15 protein-coding genes are annotated in these 17,146 nt (G+C 42.4%); 8 read left to right on the forward strand and 7 right to left on the reverse strand.

The annotated features are described in order from the left end of the window. Positions 1-17 precede the first annotated feature (17 nt). Positions 18-1,988 (reverse strand): penicillin-binding protein 2, encoded by a 1,971-nt coding sequence (mrdA, locus tag EI164_RS01760; protein WP_192518283.1) that lies wholly within the window; start codon positions 1,986-1,988, stop codon positions 18-20. A gap of 512 nt (positions 1,989-2,500) precedes the next feature. Here mrdA and EI164_RS01765 point away from each other — a divergent pair. The 6 genes from EI164_RS01765 to adk all read left to right on the forward strand — a co-directional run bounded on the left by EI164_RS01765 (position 2,501) and on the right by adk (position 9,500). Further along, on the forward strand, positions 2,501-3,835 hold the full coding sequence (locus EI164_RS01765; RefSeq protein WP_192518284.1) for a hypothetical protein: 1,335 nt from the start codon (positions 2,501-2,503) through the stop codon (positions 3,833-3,835). A 239-nt stretch (positions 3,836-4,074) separates the two neighbouring features. Next, entirely contained in the window at positions 4,075-6,105 is a 2,031-nt protein-coding gene (locus EI164_RS01770) for a heme lyase CcmF/NrfE family subunit (protein WP_192518285.1), read from the forward strand. 1 nt (position 6,106) lies between these two features. Continuing rightward, the gene (locus tag EI164_RS01775; RefSeq protein ID WP_192518286.1) at positions 6,107-6,757 is read left to right on the forward strand and encodes a DsbE family thiol:disulfide interchange protein; all 651 of its coding nucleotides are present in this window, start codon (positions 6,107-6,109) and stop codon (positions 6,755-6,757) included. A gap of 11 nt (positions 6,758-6,768) precedes the next feature. Beyond that, complete coding sequence (locus EI164_RS01780; protein WP_192518315.1) at positions 6,769-7,317, forward strand: cytochrome c-type biogenesis protein; 549 nt, start codon at positions 6,769-6,771, stop codon at positions 7,315-7,317. Beyond that, positions 7,314-8,594 carry a c-type cytochrome biogenesis protein CcmI gene (gene ccmI, locus EI164_RS01785; RefSeq protein WP_192518287.1) on the forward strand — a complete coding sequence of 427 codons (1,281 nt, stop codon included), beginning with the start codon at positions 7,314-7,316 and terminating at the stop codon, positions 8,592-8,594. Before EI164_RS01780 ends, ccmI begins: the two co-directional genes overlap by 4 nt. A 252-nt stretch (positions 8,595-8,846) precedes the next feature. Next, complete coding sequence (gene adk / locus EI164_RS01790) at positions 8,847-9,500, forward strand: adenylate kinase (RefSeq protein ID WP_192518316.1); 654 nt, start codon at positions 8,847-8,849, stop codon at positions 9,498-9,500. A 214-nt stretch (positions 9,501-9,714) separates the two neighbouring features. Here adk and secB read toward each other — a convergent pair whose 3' ends face one another. The 4 genes from secB to rsgA form a co-directional block, all read right to left on the reverse strand. Then, positions 9,715-10,170 carry a protein-export chaperone SecB gene (gene secB / locus EI164_RS01795; protein ID WP_192518317.1) on the reverse strand — a complete coding sequence of 152 codons (456 nt, stop codon included), beginning with the start codon at positions 10,168-10,170 and terminating at the stop codon, positions 9,715-9,717. A gap of 143 nt (positions 10,171-10,313) precedes the next feature. Further along, a complete protein-coding gene (gene grxC / locus EI164_RS01800; protein ID WP_192518288.1) occupies positions 10,314-10,577 on the reverse strand; it encodes a glutaredoxin 3 in 264 nt (87 codons plus the stop codon). Positions 10,578-10,974: 397 nt separating this feature from the next. Next, a complete protein-coding gene (locus EI164_RS01805; protein ID WP_192518289.1) occupies positions 10,975-11,436 on the reverse strand; it encodes a rhodanese-like domain-containing protein in 462 nt (153 codons plus the stop codon). A 139-nt stretch (positions 11,437-11,575) separates the two neighbouring features. Further along, on the reverse strand, positions 11,576-12,679 hold the full coding sequence (gene rsgA / locus EI164_RS01810; RefSeq protein ID WP_192518290.1) for a ribosome small subunit-dependent GTPase A: 1,104 nt from the start codon (positions 12,677-12,679) through the stop codon (positions 11,576-11,578). A 239-nt stretch (positions 12,680-12,918) separates the two neighbouring features. On the opposite strand from rsgA, the gene orn reads away from it, so the two are divergent. Continuing rightward, entirely contained in the window at positions 12,919-13,506 is a 588-nt protein-coding gene (orn, locus tag EI164_RS01815; RefSeq protein WP_192518291.1) for an oligoribonuclease, read from the forward strand. Between the two features lie 107 nt (positions 13,507-13,613). On the opposite strand, the gene EI164_RS01820 is transcribed toward orn, so the two are convergent. Then, positions 13,614-14,468, reverse strand: a complete 855-nt coding sequence (locus tag EI164_RS01820; RefSeq protein WP_192518292.1) for a UDP-2,3-diacylglucosamine diphosphatase — start codon at positions 14,466-14,468, stop codon at positions 13,614-13,616. Positions 14,469-14,570: 102 nt separating this feature from the next. Then, positions 14,571-15,086 (reverse strand): peptidylprolyl isomerase, encoded by a 516-nt coding sequence (locus EI164_RS01825; protein ID WP_192518293.1) that lies wholly within the window; start codon positions 15,084-15,086, stop codon positions 14,571-14,573. A 275-nt stretch (positions 15,087-15,361) separates the two neighbouring features. Between EI164_RS01825 and EI164_RS01830 the strand changes: the two genes are divergently transcribed. Then, positions 15,362-17,101 carry a glutamine--tRNA ligase/YqeY domain fusion protein gene (locus tag EI164_RS01830; RefSeq protein ID WP_192518294.1) on the forward strand — a complete coding sequence of 580 codons (1,740 nt, stop codon included), beginning with the start codon at positions 15,362-15,364 and terminating at the stop codon, positions 17,099-17,101. Positions 17,102-17,146: the final 45 nt, after the last annotated feature.

Below are 17,146 nucleotides of genomic sequence, written 5' to 3' on the forward strand. Positions count from 1 at the left end.
TCTCACGGGCAGTCTTCTTACTCGGAGGTAGCGACTGCTTCTTCTTGTGCTTTTAGTGTAGCCTCTTCTTTATCACGTAAGGCATCACTCATGGCTTTTTCAAAGGCTTTTTGGCGTTTAATGACTTTTAATTCATCAGTAGTCGGTGGCAAAATAGGATTGCTCTTGCGTTGTAGGACCCAATAGTCAAAAAGTGCGCGGCCGATAGGGGCGGCAACCGTACTACCGCCACCACCGTTTTCGACCAGTACTGCAAGGGCAATCTGAGGGTCTTCGACTGGCGCAAAACCATTGAACCAAGCATGATCCCAATGGCGTTTATCTATTGCGGACTTATCATAACGTTTGCCCTGTGCAATAGACTTTACCTGAGCAGTACCGGTTTTGCCGGCGATACGGTAACGAGGGGTATAAATACCACGAGCAGTCCCGCTTTTTACGGTATTTTCCATCGCATCGTGCATACGTAACCAATCAGAAGATTTACCATTATAATCAATTTTACCATCAGGTTTGGTGATGACGTCAACTTTGGCTTCACCGTTACTATTTTTGAGTAAGTGCGGGGTAATATGGTAGCCTTTATTGGCCGTCATGGCTGTGGCGTTAGCTACTTGTAGCGGGGTAGCCAAAAAATATCCTTGACCAATACTGACTGAAATGGTCTCGCCCGGTAACCAGTTTTTATCGTAGGTATCTTTTTTCCACTTTGGAGAGGGCATAATGCCTGTTTTTTCATTAGGTAAGTCAATACCAGTTTGTTCGCCAAAACCAAAGCGTACCATCCAGTCATGAAAACGTTGGATACCCATCTCGTAGGCCAACTTGTAATAATAGGTATCTACCGACTGCATGATGGATTTTTTTAAGTCGACGGTACCGTGTCCTCCTCGTTTCCAATCACGAAAACGGTGTGAATCACCAGGTAAACTGAAATAACCGGGGTCGTAGATAGTGCTATCCCAATTACGTAAGCCGTAGTGGATACCGCCCAAGCCCTCAAAAGGTTTGATAGTAGATCCGGGTGGATACATGCCTTGAAGCGCACGATTATATAATGGCTGATCAGGACTATCTCGCAAGTCGCCATAGTCTCTAAAAGAGATACCTGAAATAAACGGGTTAGGGTCATAGCTTGGATTGCTGACAAAGGCCAATACATCGCCGTTCTTGGGATCGATCGCTACGATTGCGCCGCGTCGGCCATCAAGCTGTTGTTGAGCGACTGTTTGTAAGCCATAGTCCAGAGACAATGTGATGTCATTACCAGCGATAGGCGGCTTGGTATCCAGTTGGCGAATGATATTACCAAGAGCATCCGTTTCGACTGATTGATAGCCTGGTTGCCCGAGCAACACATCTTCATAATAGTCTTCGATACCGATTTTGCCGATTAGATCTGTACCAGCGTAACGGTCTTTATCAATACGTTTGCTTTCTTTGTCGTTAATACGACCCACATAGCCAATGACGTGTGCGAATAGCTCGCCATAAGGATAGTCGCGCGTTAACTTGCTTTGGATACTCACACCACGAAAAAAGGGTTTGCGTTCACTAAATTGTGCCAGCTGTGCATCAGTTACATCAATTTTTATGGTCACAGGATCATTTTTATTTTTGTTAAGACGCGCCAAAATATCAGTAATGTCTTTTGTTGTTAGATCGAAAATAGGCGCAAGTAACTGTAAGGTACGTTCTGGGTCTTCAACCTCATCAGGGCTTATCATTGCGGTAAATACAGGCTGATTGTCTGCCAGTATTATTCCATTACGATCATAAATATAACCACGGCTCGGCGGTGAAGATATTAGCTTGATACGATTGTTATCAGCTTGTGTTGTGTATTTATCATGGGCATAGACTTGTAGATAGCCATACCGCGTTATTAAACCGCCTAACCCAAGAAATATCAAAATACCAAAAACGATAATACGATGGATAAAGATACGACTGACCTGTTCAGTGTTGGGAGTTATTGGTTTATTCATATAAAATTAGAGCCTGAACGGTCAGATTAAGTCAATAAAATAAAAATAGGCAGGGTCGTTAACCAGTATGCAGCAAACATAAAGGATAATATAAGGGATTTCAAATATATAGAAGCAATCGTTTGAAATAACAACGAATCAACTTGTCTATAGATATGCGTTGTCACTGAATCATAAATTATAACAGAACAAGTTAGAATACGCAGTATTTTGCTATCTGTTTTGCTTTTATTATTGCTATCTCAATGATAGCTTATATTTGGGTCTTTTCTATCTGCGTAGGCTGATAAAGCATCTCATCTCTAGCCACAACTTGCTTAAGGTCTGCGTGTGCTAATACATAGCAAGTATGCTAAAATCAGGCGATTTATTTTATAGTAATTATTATGGGTAGAGCGTGTTTTTGTAAAGCGTTCTAATTTAGAAACGGCGCGTTATACGTTATTAGTAAGACAATATCGGCAACGACAATATTAGCAACGATAATCAACCTGTCAGGGACAAGATAAATCATGGACCCAACTTCATTGTGGCAGACGATAGCTGAACACCCAGAATTTTTTGCCATGCTAACGATTCCTCCTGTGACCGCATTTGTCACATGGATACATGTGTGGATGGCACTAAAAATGCTGTTTTACCCCATTAAATTTTGGGGTGTTCGTATTCCAAACCTACCTTTTTTTGGGTTGCCAGGTGTTGGTTGGCAGGGTATTGTTCCACGCAAAGCTGGCAAAATATCAGGTGTCATCGTTGATCAAACGTTATCAAAGCTTGGCTCACTTGATGAGTTTTTTCAGGCGATGGAACCTAAGCAGCTGGCGACATTTATCACGGATACTGTTGATAATAACCTTGAAGCACTGATTGACGAGATCATGTTAGATCATTCGCCAGGACTGTGGGGTAATTTGCCTTATGCAATCAAACGCCGTGTTTATGCCCAAGCGCATCAAGAATTACCTAGTATTATGCAGTCTTTAGTGACGGACTTGACCCAACATGTCGAAGACCTGGTTGATATGCGTCGAATGATTGTCAATACGATGGAGAGTGATCGTCGTTTGATGGTTAATATGTTTTTAAGAGTGGGCCAAAAAGAAATCGATTTTATTTGGCATATTAGTGCTTTTATTGGCTTGTTCTTTGGTATTACTCAAATGTTTATATTTTTGCTAGTGCCGCAACATTGGACGGTACCATTTTTTGCAGCAATTTGGGGGTTTCTCACCAACTGGATTGCTATCTGGATGGTGTTTAATCCAGTAGAGCCGCGCTTTATATCCTATGTGAAGTTTTTTTCTGTGCAAAGTCATTTTCCCTTTATCAAACCGCAGTTGCCACGTATTGAAAAGTATCGTTTGCAAGGCGGTTTTATGAAGCGTCAAGAAGAAGTTTCTGAGGTTTTTGCTGAGATTGTTGTAAAAGATTTGGTCACGCTTGAAAACATCATGAATGAGATGATGTATGGTGATCGTGCTGTGCAAACGCGTGAGTTGATGAAATCGCATTTATATACAGTATTAGAGTCACCTGTTATTAGTACGACGTTGCGTGTGAGTTTAGGTCGACGTGAATACGGTCAATTAAAAAATACGATTATTGATAAGTCAATTGTAGCAACAATGGTGCCACTGCGTGATCCTGAATTGAATGAAAGTCGTGCTAGTAAAATATTTGGGCTGTTTCGTGACCGTATTCGTGCACTGACGCCAAATGAGTTTCAAAATTTATTACGTCCAGCTTTCCGTGAAGACGAGATGACATTGATTGTACTTGGTGGGTTGACCGGATTTTTGGCTGGCTGGTTGCATCTGGTGTTAGTGTTTTTCCCCGCAGTTCAATGATAAGTATCTTTTTATGTTGTTTACACACATCACATACAGAGTGGATACAAGAATGTGACAAGTTGGCGCTAATGTACCATGCTGTAAAGGTCTCGAATTACACAGGCTGGTGGCGATAATCATCGCAGTCATACATACAGCAGTCATAAATATTAGATGTTCTAGATATTTTAAATGTCTTAAAATTCCAATCCCTAAAATAAACTATGACCGTATTAAGGTAAACAAGGTTAGACCGTATGTTAATCACAGAATTGGGTTATTTTGCCTTGCTGGCCGCCTTTATGTTGGCGATCTTGCAGGTGGTATTGCCGACCGTTGGCGTCATGCGCGACCATGTTGCATGGCAGCGTCTAGCACCAAGCCTAGCATGGGCACAGTTTGCTGCAATGATCACATCATTTGGCGCACTGATGGCAGGTTTTTATTACAATGACTTTAGCCTTGTCTATGTCACGCAACATTCTAATACATTGTTGCCTTGGTATTATAAACTGTCAGCAACGTGGGGTGGACATGAAGGTTCATTGCTACTTTGGATGACTATTATGGCCACTTGGTGTGCGTTGGTCTCTTATTTCAGTCGCGGTTTACCATTGTCGATGCGTGCACGAGTCTTGGTTATCTTGGCAGGTGTGCAGATGATGATGCTAGCGATGCTTATCTTTACCTCATCGCCATTTGATCGTACATTGCCTAATTTACCTGTTGATGGTGTGGATCTAAATCCTGTGCTACAAGATTTCGGTTTGATTATTCATCCGCCTATGTTGTATATGGGTTATGTGGGCCTGGTCGTGCCATTTGCTTTTTGCATGGCTGCATTGTGGGAAGGTCGTTTAGATGCGGTATGGACACGCTGGTCGCGTCCATGGGCGCTCGCTGCTTGGGGCTTTTTGACAGTCGGTATCGCACTTGGCTCGTGGTGGGCTTATTATGAGCTAGGCTGGGGTGGTTGGTGGTTTTGGGATCCAGTAGAGAACGCCTCACTGATGCCATGGCTAGCTGGTACTGCTTTACTACATTCACTTGCGGTAACTGAGAAGCGTGGTGTCTTTAAAGCATGGACCATCATGCTAGCAATTTTTGCTTTTGCGCTCAGTTTGCTAGGTACATTTCTTGTGCGCTCAGGTGTGATTACCTCTGTGCATTCGTTTGCCGCTGATCCAACACGTGGTTTGGTGATCCTTGTGATTCTTGGCGTGATTATCGGTGGCGGCTTATTTATGTTTGCTGTCCGAGGCTGGCGTTTGACTGTTGAAAGTCAATATCAATTGATTTCACGTGAGTCTTTTTTAGTTATCAATAACGTCATCCTGTTGATCTCAACCTTAGTCGTCTTACTTGGTACGTTATATCCTATTATTGCTGACTCCTTTAATTTAGGACAAGTATCCGTCGGTCCTCCGTATTTTAATGCGCTGTTTGTGCCATTGACTTGGTTGATACTGGTCGCAATGGGTATGGGATCCAATATTCGCTGGAAAAAAGACAGCCGACCGCTATTGGGTTCTGGTACGGTCATTGCGGCAAGCAGCATTGTATTGGCAGCGATTATCACCTATTTCGTCAGCCCGTCTGCGATGCTCAATATCGGCGTTACATTGGCAGTTAGTTTTTGGGTATTGTTCTGGATGGTCGTAGACTTTAAAGACAAAACTAAAAATGCACCTAGTTTCTTCAAAGGTTTACGTCAGTTACGTCTCAGCTATTGGGGTCAGCAGACCGCTCATATCGGTGTAATTGTGGCGGTTATCGGTGTTGCGTTTACCAGCACGTTGAGCATTGAGCGTGATGTTGCGCTTGGGCCAAATGATAGTGTTCATGTTCAAGGTTATGACTTTACCGTCAAGGGCTTTAGTGAAATAAAAGGCAGTAATTTTGATGCCACGCAAGCTGAAGTTGACATCACCAAAAATGGTGAGGCTGTGACAACACTATACCCTGACAAACGTAATTATATTATTAGTATGATGCCGATGACCGAAGCCGCTATTGATGCCAGTTTGATGCGCGATGTTTATGTGGCACTTGGTGAGCCTATTGCCGAAGGTAGTAATGAATGGGCAGTACGCATTTATGTTAAACCGCTCATTCGCTGGATATGGCTTGGCGCGCTGATTATGGCGTTTGGTGCATTATTGAGCATGTTTGATAGTCGTTATCGTATCAAGAAAATCAAGACGCCTGCACAAATAGCGGCGAATAAAGCAGGATTTTCGACTGTTGCCGATTTAGAAGCAGCCACTATGAAAGCGGGGGATAAGTAACATGAGTACATCAAACCATACCCCTGATCAGCACGATAAGAAAAGCAGCAGTAAAACCATAAACAAAAAGCAACTTAAGTTATGGTTTTTAATACCGCTCATTGTTTTCTTCGGATTGGTCGTTATGCTGTACATGCGTCTGGGTAAGCCAACAGAAATTGTTACTAATACCGCGCTTGAACGTCCAGTACCAACTTTTGAGCTACCATTATTGTCAGATACCAGTCGTATCATGACCAACGCGAATTTGCCCAATCAGCCTTTTTTGATGAACATATGGGGCTCTTGGTGTCCTACCTGTATCATTGAGCATCCTTTTTTGATGCAGCTAGAAGAACGTGGTGTCAATATAGTAGGCGTTAACTATAAAGATGAAATCGGTGATGCTTTGGGGTATTTGAACCGAGGTGGCGATCCCTTCTCAATGTCTATTCAGGATTTATCCGGTCAGTTTGCTTTAGATTTAGGTTTAACTGGTGCGCCCGAGACTTTCGTTGTGGACGGTGAAGGTATTATTCGCCAGCACATTATTGGTGAGATTAATGAAAGTAACTGGCAAAGCCGTATTACACCTTGTTTGATGGTACTCAATGACGCTAATAATAACGACGTTACTCCAGAGTTAAGTCAGATTGAGGAGGCGTGTAAATGATTGCTCATCAAATGAAGGCAGGGTTGTTAACGCTAGCAGGCTTTATTATAGCTGCTCTATTGAGTGTGACCAGCTATGCTGCGATTGAAGTCTATGATTTTGATTCTCCACAGCAAGAAGCGCAATATCGTGGTCTCATAGAAGAGCTACGCTGTCCAAAATGTCAGAATCAAAACTTAGCAGGCTCTGATGCACCTATTGCTCAAGATCTGAAACAAAAAACCTATGACTTGATAAAAGATGGTCGTAGTGACGGTGAAATACGTGCCTATATGCAAGAACGTTATGGCGATTTTATCAGTTATAAGCCACCTGTACGCCCATCAACATGGATATTGTGGTTTTTTCCGCCATTATTGCTCATCATTCTATTGATAGGCTGGTTTTGGCAAAGCAAACGACGCCAGCTTGTTGTTAGTGGCGAAAGTGGCGTGTCAGCGAATAATACTGCTACGGCACTGTCTGCTGCCGAAAAAGCTGAACTGGATCGCTTGTTATCACGTGCTGATAGCAATGATAAGAAAGATCAGGACATCACCAGTCTCGAGGACAAAAAATGACCATATTTTCTACTGTGGGCTTATTTATCTCTATAAGTTTACTTATTGCCTTAATACTTGCTGTGATTGTTATCATGCCGTGGTTAAGAGCGCCTCGTTCGCAACAGAAACAGATAGACAATCAGCTGTTAGATATTAATCTTGCTGTATTTCGCGAGCGTTTAGCGGAGCTAAAAACAGATAAAGATAGTGGTACTATTGATGACAGTCATTATCAAAATCAAAAACTTGAGCTTGAGCGTCAGCTGCTAGATGCTCAACGTGATGTCACACCGATGGTTACACCTGGTATTAAAAGTCGACTGATTATTATTGTTTGGGTACCTGTATTGACAGGTATGTCTTATCTGATGGTTGGTGACCGTACACCTGTATTTGAACTTTGGACAGCTGAAGACAAAGTTGCTCAAGTTGCTGATGATTTGTTGACGGGTAAAATTGATCAGCCACCTGCTTGGGCAGTCGAAGATGGTCAGCAGCTGATCAGTGCTATGCAGACCAATGTATATCGTCATGCTGATGACCCAGATCGCTGGATGCGTCTATCTGAGTTGTTCTTATCATTAGAAGCGACAGATTCGGCGTTAGAAGCGTTGTCACGTGCTTATCGTTTATCACCAGAAAATGAAGAGATTGCGACAACTTACGCACAAATTAGCTTTTTTGCTAATAACGGTCAGCTAGATGGTAATAGCCGCCGAGTATTAGAAGGTGTGTTGGCCAAAAATCCAGGTCATGAAGGCGCGCAAATGCTCATGGCAATGGGTGAGGCTCGTAGTAGTAATTTTGATGAAGCACAAGGTTGGATTACGCGTCTACGTGACAGTATTTCTGCCAAACCAGGTGACCATACCCAAGCACTGGCAAGTTTAGATGAGTTAAGTGCTAGCGTAGCTAATCAGCGTGCGCAAGCGTCTGAAGGGGTTGAAGTTACTGTGAAGGTAAGTGCTAGCTTGTTACCTTTAGTCAAGGGTGATGACGTGTTGTTTGTGGCGATACGAGATGTTAATGGTGGACCACCATTTGCAGCTAAGCGCTTACCAATTAGCGTTATTAAGCAGGGCGAAGCCAATATTAGCCTAAGCGATTTAGATGCGATGATGCCTGAACGTACGTTAAAATCTGCGCGAGATGATAAAGTTCAGTTAGCCGTCATCGCACGTATTAGCCATAGTGGTACAGCCACTGCAGAGACAGGAGATTTGTCAGGAAACCCTGTTGTTATTGGTCCTGAGCAAACTGAGGTCAATGTAGAAATTAGTCAACAAATCCCATGATACACTCAATCTATTGTAGGTTTGTTTTGCTGTGAGACTCTATAATATAAGCGCTATCGCCAGATATAGTATCGTGCAACTGTGTTATATGAACAGATAAGTCATGGTCACGTATCATCGCAAATAATTAAAGTACTTGAGCTTTGCAAAGCCACAAGGTAAGGTAGCTTTGCAAACAACCAATCCCAACGTTCAATCCCAACGTTGTATTAGTCCCAAAATCCTATCTATTAAGAGGAGAATCGTATAATGATGCGTATTATTTTGCTAGGCCCACCAGGCGCAGGTAAAGGCACTCAAGCCCAATTCATTTCGAAGGAATATGATATCCCGCAAATTTCAACAGGTGATATGCTGCGTGCAGCGATCAAAGAGGGTAGCGAGCTGGGTAAAAAAGCCAAAGATATCATGAATGCTGGTGGCTTAGTTTCTGACGACCTCATTATTAACTTAGTGAAAGAACGTATCGCCAAGCCTGATTGCGTAAATGGCTGTATCTTTGATGGTTTCCCACGTACGATTCCACAAGCTCAAGCGCTTGCAGATGCAGGTGTTGCCATTAATCATGTGGTCGAGATTAGTGTTCCTGATGACGAAATCGTTAACCGTCTGTCTGGTCGCCGCCAGCATCCAGGCTCAGGTCGCGTCTATCATATCCATCATAATCCACCTAAACAAGAAGGTTTAGATGATGTCACTGGTGAAGAATTAATTCAGCGCGAAGATGATAAAGAAGCCACTATTCGTGATCGCTTAGCGACTTATCATGAGCAGACATCAGCTTTGGTTGGTTTTTATCAAGACAAAGCAAAAGAAGGTGCTGATGCGCCTAACTATGATAAATTTGATGGTACGCAAGGTATCGATGATGTGAAGCAACAAATTTTATCAGCACTAAAAGGCTAATCATTCATTTTAGATGATTGATGACGCTAGCGCAGACCCTGCCCATTATTTATTGGCAGGGTTTTTTTATACCTAGTGATAAAAAAGGTTGTTTCTATAAAGAATAGGTGTCTAACAAAGCACAAATAACAGAGCACAAAAAAGCCGCTAACTCATGCATAATAAGTCAACGGCTTTTAGATGCTGTTATCTTGATATATTATCAATCCAAGATCTAAGCGTTACCCTGCGCACCGACTTGTGCTTGCTGCTGGCTTTGCGCGTAAGCTTGATCAAAGTTTACAGGGGCAAGTAGTAGTTGTGGGAAGCTACCACGTGTGACGATGTCACTGATGACCTCACGAGCATATGGGAATAGCACATTAGGGCAGTAGGCACCTAGGATTTGACCAATTTGGTCTTCTGGAATATCTTTCAATAAGAAAATACCTGCTTGATGAACTTCAGCGATAAACGCTGGCTCTTCAGCATTTTTTGCGGTAACGCTCACGGTCAAAATGATTTGATAATGATCATCATCAAGCTTTTCTGCGTTGCTAGACAGGTTGATATCAAGCTCTGGGTTCCACTCTTTGGTAAATACGCCAGCACCTGGCACTTCAAGTGACATGTCTTTTACGTAAATACGCTCTAGTGCCAATTGTGGTTGTGCTTGTTCTTCAGCCATAATAATTCCTCTAAAATTGAATCAAATAATTAAGAAAATATAATTGTAATATAAATCGAGACTGAATTTGGATATTTCATCTCGATATTTTTATCACCAGTTTCACTATCTATCTTTATAATAGTTGAAGACGGTAAAGTAACGGATTAACCTGCTAATAGCTCGTCTAGTTTACCTTGTTGGTTCATTTGATTGAGTTCATCAAAACCACCAACAAAGGTATCGCCAATGAAGATTTGTGGCACAGTACGATAGTTATTGGTTTTTTTCATTAATGCTTGGCGCTCTTCTCTGCTTATGTCGTGCATACCAATCTCTTCATAATCTACGCCTTTATTTTGTAATATTTTTTTGGCATTTGTACAGTATGGGCAAATAGGCGTAGTATATACTTTAACAGATACAGTCATGGTAAATCCTTATTTATAAGTGTGTATGAGGCAAGGGGTTAATTATAATTAGTTTGGTAAACTATCATAGTTTACGCCTTGTTATAATATGTCATCCATAAGTAATGCCATTCACAAAAATGAGTTCAGCAAGCAAAATGGGTGTAAATACTACACATGGTAGACTAGACAATTTTGATACGGCTAATGGTATTTTTAGGGTTAGTGTAAAGGGTAAATATATTTTGTGCCGCTTATTACTACAGTGGGGATGAGCATCGCGAATTCAAGATGTTGTCGCATAAAAGTACGGCAGGTGAGCATAAATATCACAAAAAAAAGACACCCATTGATAAGGTGTCTTTTTAATTGTTATTACCAATCCACTGCTAATAATTGATACTGGTAGAAGGCTACTCTACTTATGTAAGCTGGGTTTGGCTTTATTTTTGCCTTTACTTTTTGACTTAGTATCTTTTAACTCCACCAGTGGCATGCCTGAGGATTTCCAGCCACCGACACCACCTTCTAAACGGTAGACATCATCTTTACCGATCATCTGGATTGCAGCGCCTGCTTGCACGCCTATATCACATACAATGATTACTGGCTGTTCTATCGCACGAATTTCTTCTAGGCGATCTTTTAGCACAGTAAAAGGTATGTTGCGGCTACCTTGAATATAGCCTGACTCAAACTTCTTTTTTTCACGAATGTCGATAAGCTGCGCATTTTGCGAGTTCACCATCATACCAAGAGTGTTGGGCGATATTTTTTTGCCGCTACGTTTGCTTTCAATCGTAAAAAACATGACGGCAAGTACGGCTAATATACCAAATAAAAACGGGTGATTGCCCAAAAAATCCAGCGCACGTTCCAAACCATACCTCCAAGAAAATAAGTGTTCTATTAAGCTGAGATATCAGCCTAACGATATTGAACAAGGCGCTATTATACCGATTAGACCATCCAGAGTAAACGTGCGATAGACAACCTAGCAGTTAAGCGTTAATAAGACCTTAATAAGGCTTGGTATCTGCTTCTTCTCTGAGAGTGACAAGGTTTTCGACACGGCGCTGTAATACGTCACCGTTAGCCACTGCTTGCCATAACGCACAACCTTTACTGTTATGAGTATGACGACAATCCCGGAACTGGCAATCACCTGCGAGTGGTGCAAGCTCTATGAAGCCTGAGATAATATCGTCAGGACTTAAGTGCCAAATACCATACTCACGGATACCAGGGGTATCGACGATACCGCCTTGGGTCAAATCATTTGGGTGAAAAGGTAGTAAACGGCTGGTCGTCGTGGTGTGCTGACCGAGTTTTGAGTTCTCAGAAATAATATTGACGCTCTGTGCTGACTTTGGCAATAGTGCATTAATTAGGCTGCTTTTACCGACGCCAGACTGACCAGCAAAGATAACCAGCTTTTTATCTATATAGTGTTTTAGCTCATCAAGTCCTTGCTGGTCAGTGCTGTCTGCAATATTTTCAGGACAGTCTACTGACGTGAGCACGCTCTCATAACCGAGTGCGGCATACTGCGCTAGTAGTTCATTGGTATCTACGCCGTTTTCTTGCGCCAGTAGATCGGCTTTATTGAGCACCAATAACGGCTTTACACCAGCGTGATGACAAACGACTAAATAACGATCAATAAGCGTTGGCGCGGCAGCAGGCAATGGGGCAAAAACAATGGCCAAAATATCAACATTGGCGGCGACGGGTTTGAGCTTATGATAGCGATCAGGACGCGACACAAGCGAGCTACGTGGTTTGACGGACTCGATACGTCCAAAACCTGTATTAGAGTCCGCAGTCCAGCGTACTTGATCACCTGCTGCCAACATTGGCAGGTTGGTACGTACGTGACAGCGCCAGATATCATTTAATTCAAGCGTCTGCCAAAACGGTTCAGGATCGTCAGGGGCAATCTCTGGCTGTACGGGTATCACAGCTGGCAAGCTAGTGACCTGTACTTCCAGTTGTTTGCCATAATGCGCCATGACCACGCCATCCATCAAACTGTCATCGATACTGTCTTGACTGTCCAATTGTTGTTTATCGATGCGACGAATCTGCTGTTTGGTCAGTTTGCGCTGCCTGATTAATGCCATGGGTTTTGACCTATTAAAAAAATATTGCTAAGTGTAGCGTGAAAATTTGCTAACATACAGCCTAAAGCGCCTATACCAGACGGTGGTTTTGTAATGTTTTAATTTTTAAACGCATTATAAATTGGTAAGCGCAAAATAATATCATTTGAGCATGACCATTTATAGATGGTTTATCTAGTTAGAATTGCGCCAACGTTGAGCCAATGTTGTGCCAAAATTTATTTACCATAGGATAAAATATGAGTACCGATGACCATCCCAATAAGATTAAAATCAAAAACCAAGGCAAAAAAGGGCTGGTATGGATTGACCTAGAAATGACCGGACTCGATACCCTAAACGATGAGATTATCGAGATTGCTACTGTCGTAACTGACGAAGATTTGAACATACTTGCTGAAGGCCCTGTGTTTGCTATCAAAGTATCGGACCAAGTCTTAAATAAGATGGATGACTGGAATACCAAGCAACATGGTCAGTCAGGGTTGGTCGATCGTGTGCGCCGTAGTACGGTGACATTGGCAGAAGCAGAAGCAGAGACCATTAAGTTTTTAAATAAATGGGTCGATAGTGGTAGATCACCAATGTGTGGCAACTCAATTTGCCAAGATCGCCGTTTTATGGCACGTCAAATGCCAGAGCTTGAACGTTTTTTCCATTATCGTAATCTCGATGTCTCATCAATCAAAGAGTTGTGTTTCCGCTGGCGCCCTGATATTTTACGAAACTTTGAAAAAGGTGGTAGTCACTTAGCGTTAGATGATATTCGCGACTCTATTCGTGAGCTAAAGCATTATCGTCAGCACTTTTTTAAGTTAATTCCTTAAAACATAAAGCGTTTTAGATACAAGCTAACAGTGACAAAATGGTAAAAAGGGTCAACTCATAAGTGAGCTGACCCTTTTATATATCTGAAGTACACTTAAAACATATATCAAACGAGTGTTTTAAACTCAACCAATTCAAATTCAGCATTATTACTACTAAAGCTATCATGTGTATTTTCGTTGCCTGTCACTGCGCCAATCACCGCACTGACTTTTGGCTGGCGTGTATCCTTGTCTAACAATCGCCAATCGCCTAAGACATAACGTTTCTTATCAGCAGTCGCCTGATGAATGTCTGGACGATGTGTGTGCCCATGTAATAGAGCATCACTATCAGTGATTGCTTGTATCACGGCGTCCTCGTTGACATCCATAATATGAGTGGCTTTTTTGGCATTGTTTTGCTGGCTTTTTTGGCGCATTTTTTCAGCGATAGCCAAGCGTTTCTTTAATGATTTATTGAGCAAATACCATTGAGTCAAACGATTGCGCATTATTTTGCGAAAAAACTGATATTTCTTATCATCGGTACAGAGCGCATCGCCATGCTCTAAGCGATAACTTTGCTGCCCGACATTTAGGGTGTATGGCTCATAAATAAGCTGACCACCGAAGAGGTTGCAAAACGGTTGATCTAATAAGAAATCACGATTGCCATGCATCACTAAAATCTCACAGCCAGCTACTCGCAGTGCTTTTAACTTCAAGATAATCGTAGTGAGCCAGTGGTTCTGGCGCTCATCCTCTGATAATGATAAGTAAACGTCATCACCTAGCCATACTTCGAACCAATCACCCAAGATAAATAAGCGTTTTAGCTTAGGTAAGGCAAGACAATCATCAAGCAGTGCCAAAAAAGCCTGCACTAAGGCAGGCTCTTCAGGCGATAAATGCAAATCGCTAATCAATACTTGTCGCACCTCATGAGGGCGGGTTGTAATTAGGTGGTCAAAACTTTGCATTTATCCTTATCCTCGTAACTTATAAGAGTGTGTTTTTTGAAATACTCTCTGAATAAGTGCTTACTGAATAATATCTATCAAATAATAATTAACTGTCAATTACTATTGAGAGACAATAGTCGCTGAGTTGATCACTACTGGCTCTTTTGGTACATCAGCATGCATGCCGAAACGACCAGTAGGAACGCCTTTCATTTTTTCAATCACATCCATACCGCTAGTGACTTTACCAAATACGGTGTAGCCCCAACCTTGCATGTTTTTGCCAGTGTGATTTAAGAAGCCATTGTCTTTTACGTTTATAAAGAACTGGCTAGTCGCTGAATGCGGGTCTTGTGTACGTGCCATCGCAATCGTACCAGCATCGTTCTTTAGACCGTTGTCAGCTTCGTTTTCAATTGGCGCATTGGTTGGTTTTTCGTTCATTTCAGCGTCCATTCCGCCGCCTTGAATCATGAAGCCATCAATGATGCGATGAAAAATCGTACCGTTATATTGACCAGATTTTACATAGTTCAAAAAGTTTTCTACGGTTTTTGGTGCTTTTTCTGCATTGAGTTCGATAACGATCGCACCCATATTGGTATCTAGTTCTACTACTGGTGGCATGTCTACCATGTGATATTCCTTGTTGGTTGCAGCGCCTCAAGTGACGCTGTCAAGTGGTGGCTAAAAGTTGGTGGTTAAAAAGTTATGGCTAGTCTAACGGCTTTTTTAGTCTGTGTCATGTATCAGGCTGTTAATGCCTTTGCAAAAGCTGATAGAATAACGCAACTTTATCCCTTTTTATTATAATTTTTTGATGACCTGTTTTTAATGGTTTGGTTTGAATATTCCATGATGTGTGATGGCACGCATCGTGAACTGATAATTTGCGTTAGGAGCAATGCCCGATGAGTGATAACTCAAGCAACAATGCACAAAAAGACGAACAAAAAAACGATTTTATTCGTAATATCATTCGTGACGATGTCAATGCGCAAAAACAGCAACAAATCGTGACGCGTTTTCCACCTGAGCCAAACGGCTACTTGCATTTGGGTCATGTAAAGTCTATCTGTTTAAATTTTGGTGTGGCTGAAGAGTTTGATGGTGTGTGTAATTTGCGTTTTGATGACACCAATCCGACAGCAGAAAAGCAAGACTTTATCGATAATATCGAAAATGATGTTAAATGGCTTGGGTTTGAGTGGGCAGGTGAAGCACATCATGCGTCAGGCTATTTTGACCAGTTGCATGCTTGGGCAGTACAACTGATTGAGCAGGGTGATGCCTATGTCGACTTGCAATCACCTGAACAAATGAAAGAAAATCGCGGCTCATTTAATGAGGCTGGCACGCCATCACCACATCGTGACGCTAGCGTTGAAGAAAACTTAGCGCTCTTCAATGATATGAAAGCGGGTGAGTACGCTGAGGGCAAGGCTGTGTTACGTGCCAAGATTGACATGGCAAGCCCCAACATGAACATGCGTGATCCTGTCATCTACCGCGTCATGCACCAAGCGCATCATCAGACTGGTGACAAATGGTGCATCTATCCGATGTATGATTTTGCCCATCCGCTCTCTGATGCACTTGAGGGTATTACTCATTCATTGTGTACATTAGAGTTTGAAGACCATCGCCCGTTCTATGATTGGGTCATTGAAAAAGTTGGTTTTGCCACGCCGCCGCACCAGTACGAGTTCAGCCGCTTGAATGTGGATCATACGTTGACCAGTAAACGCAAACTTAAGCAGTTGGTTGACGAAAGTATTGTTAGCGGTTGGGATGATCCACGTATGCCAACCATCGCTGGCATGCGGCGTCGTGGCTATACACCAGAGGGTTTACGTGATTTTTGTGAACGTGTGGGCGTGACAAAAGTAGATAGTGTGGTTGATTTTCGTTTATTAGAGTTTAGTATTCGTCAATCATTGGAGACGACGACTGCACGTGGTATGGCGGTACTAAAGCCGTTAAAAGTGACGATTACAAACTTTGCGGAAGCGGTTAGCAGCTGGGAGTCACAAAAAGCCGATAGCGTCATTGCACGCTTTGATGATGATTCGCAGACTTTATGGCTCACGCAGCCAAAGCATCCTAATGTCGATATGGGCGAGCGTGAAATCCCGTTCACTGAGACCATCTATATCGATCAAGGTGATTACGAAATTGTACCGCCAGCAGGCTACAAGCGCTTGTCACCCGAAAAACCTGAAATTCGCCTACGTAATACTTATGTATTGGCCGTGACTGAGCATATTACTGATGAATCTGGCAATGTGGTCGAGCTAAAAGCCACGATTGACCCAACTACCTTGGGCAGCAATCCTGAAGGTCGTAAGGTTAAAGGTGTCATTCACTGGGTATCAGCCAGTCAAGGCGTGCCAGCAACGGTACGCATGTACGATCAGTTATTTAGTGTTGAAGATCCAAGCAGCGTTGCTGACGTCCATCAAGCATTGAATCCTAATTCGTTGATTGAACTCAGTGCGGTGGTTGAGCCATCACTTGCCAATGCTGATGCTGGTACGCGTTTCCAGTTTGAGCGTGAAGGTTACTTTATCTCTGATAGCGAAGACCACAGCAAGGATAAACCGGTCTTTAATCAAATTGTTAGCTTACGTGATAGTTATAAGCCTGCTTAATGGGCAGTATAAATAACTTTTATTTAAGGCAAGACTAAACAATAG

Source organism: Psychrobacter sp. FME13, assembly GCF_014861395.1.
In the GTDB taxonomy this organism is placed as follows: Bacteria; Pseudomonadota; Gammaproteobacteria; order Pseudomonadales; family Moraxellaceae; genus Psychrobacter.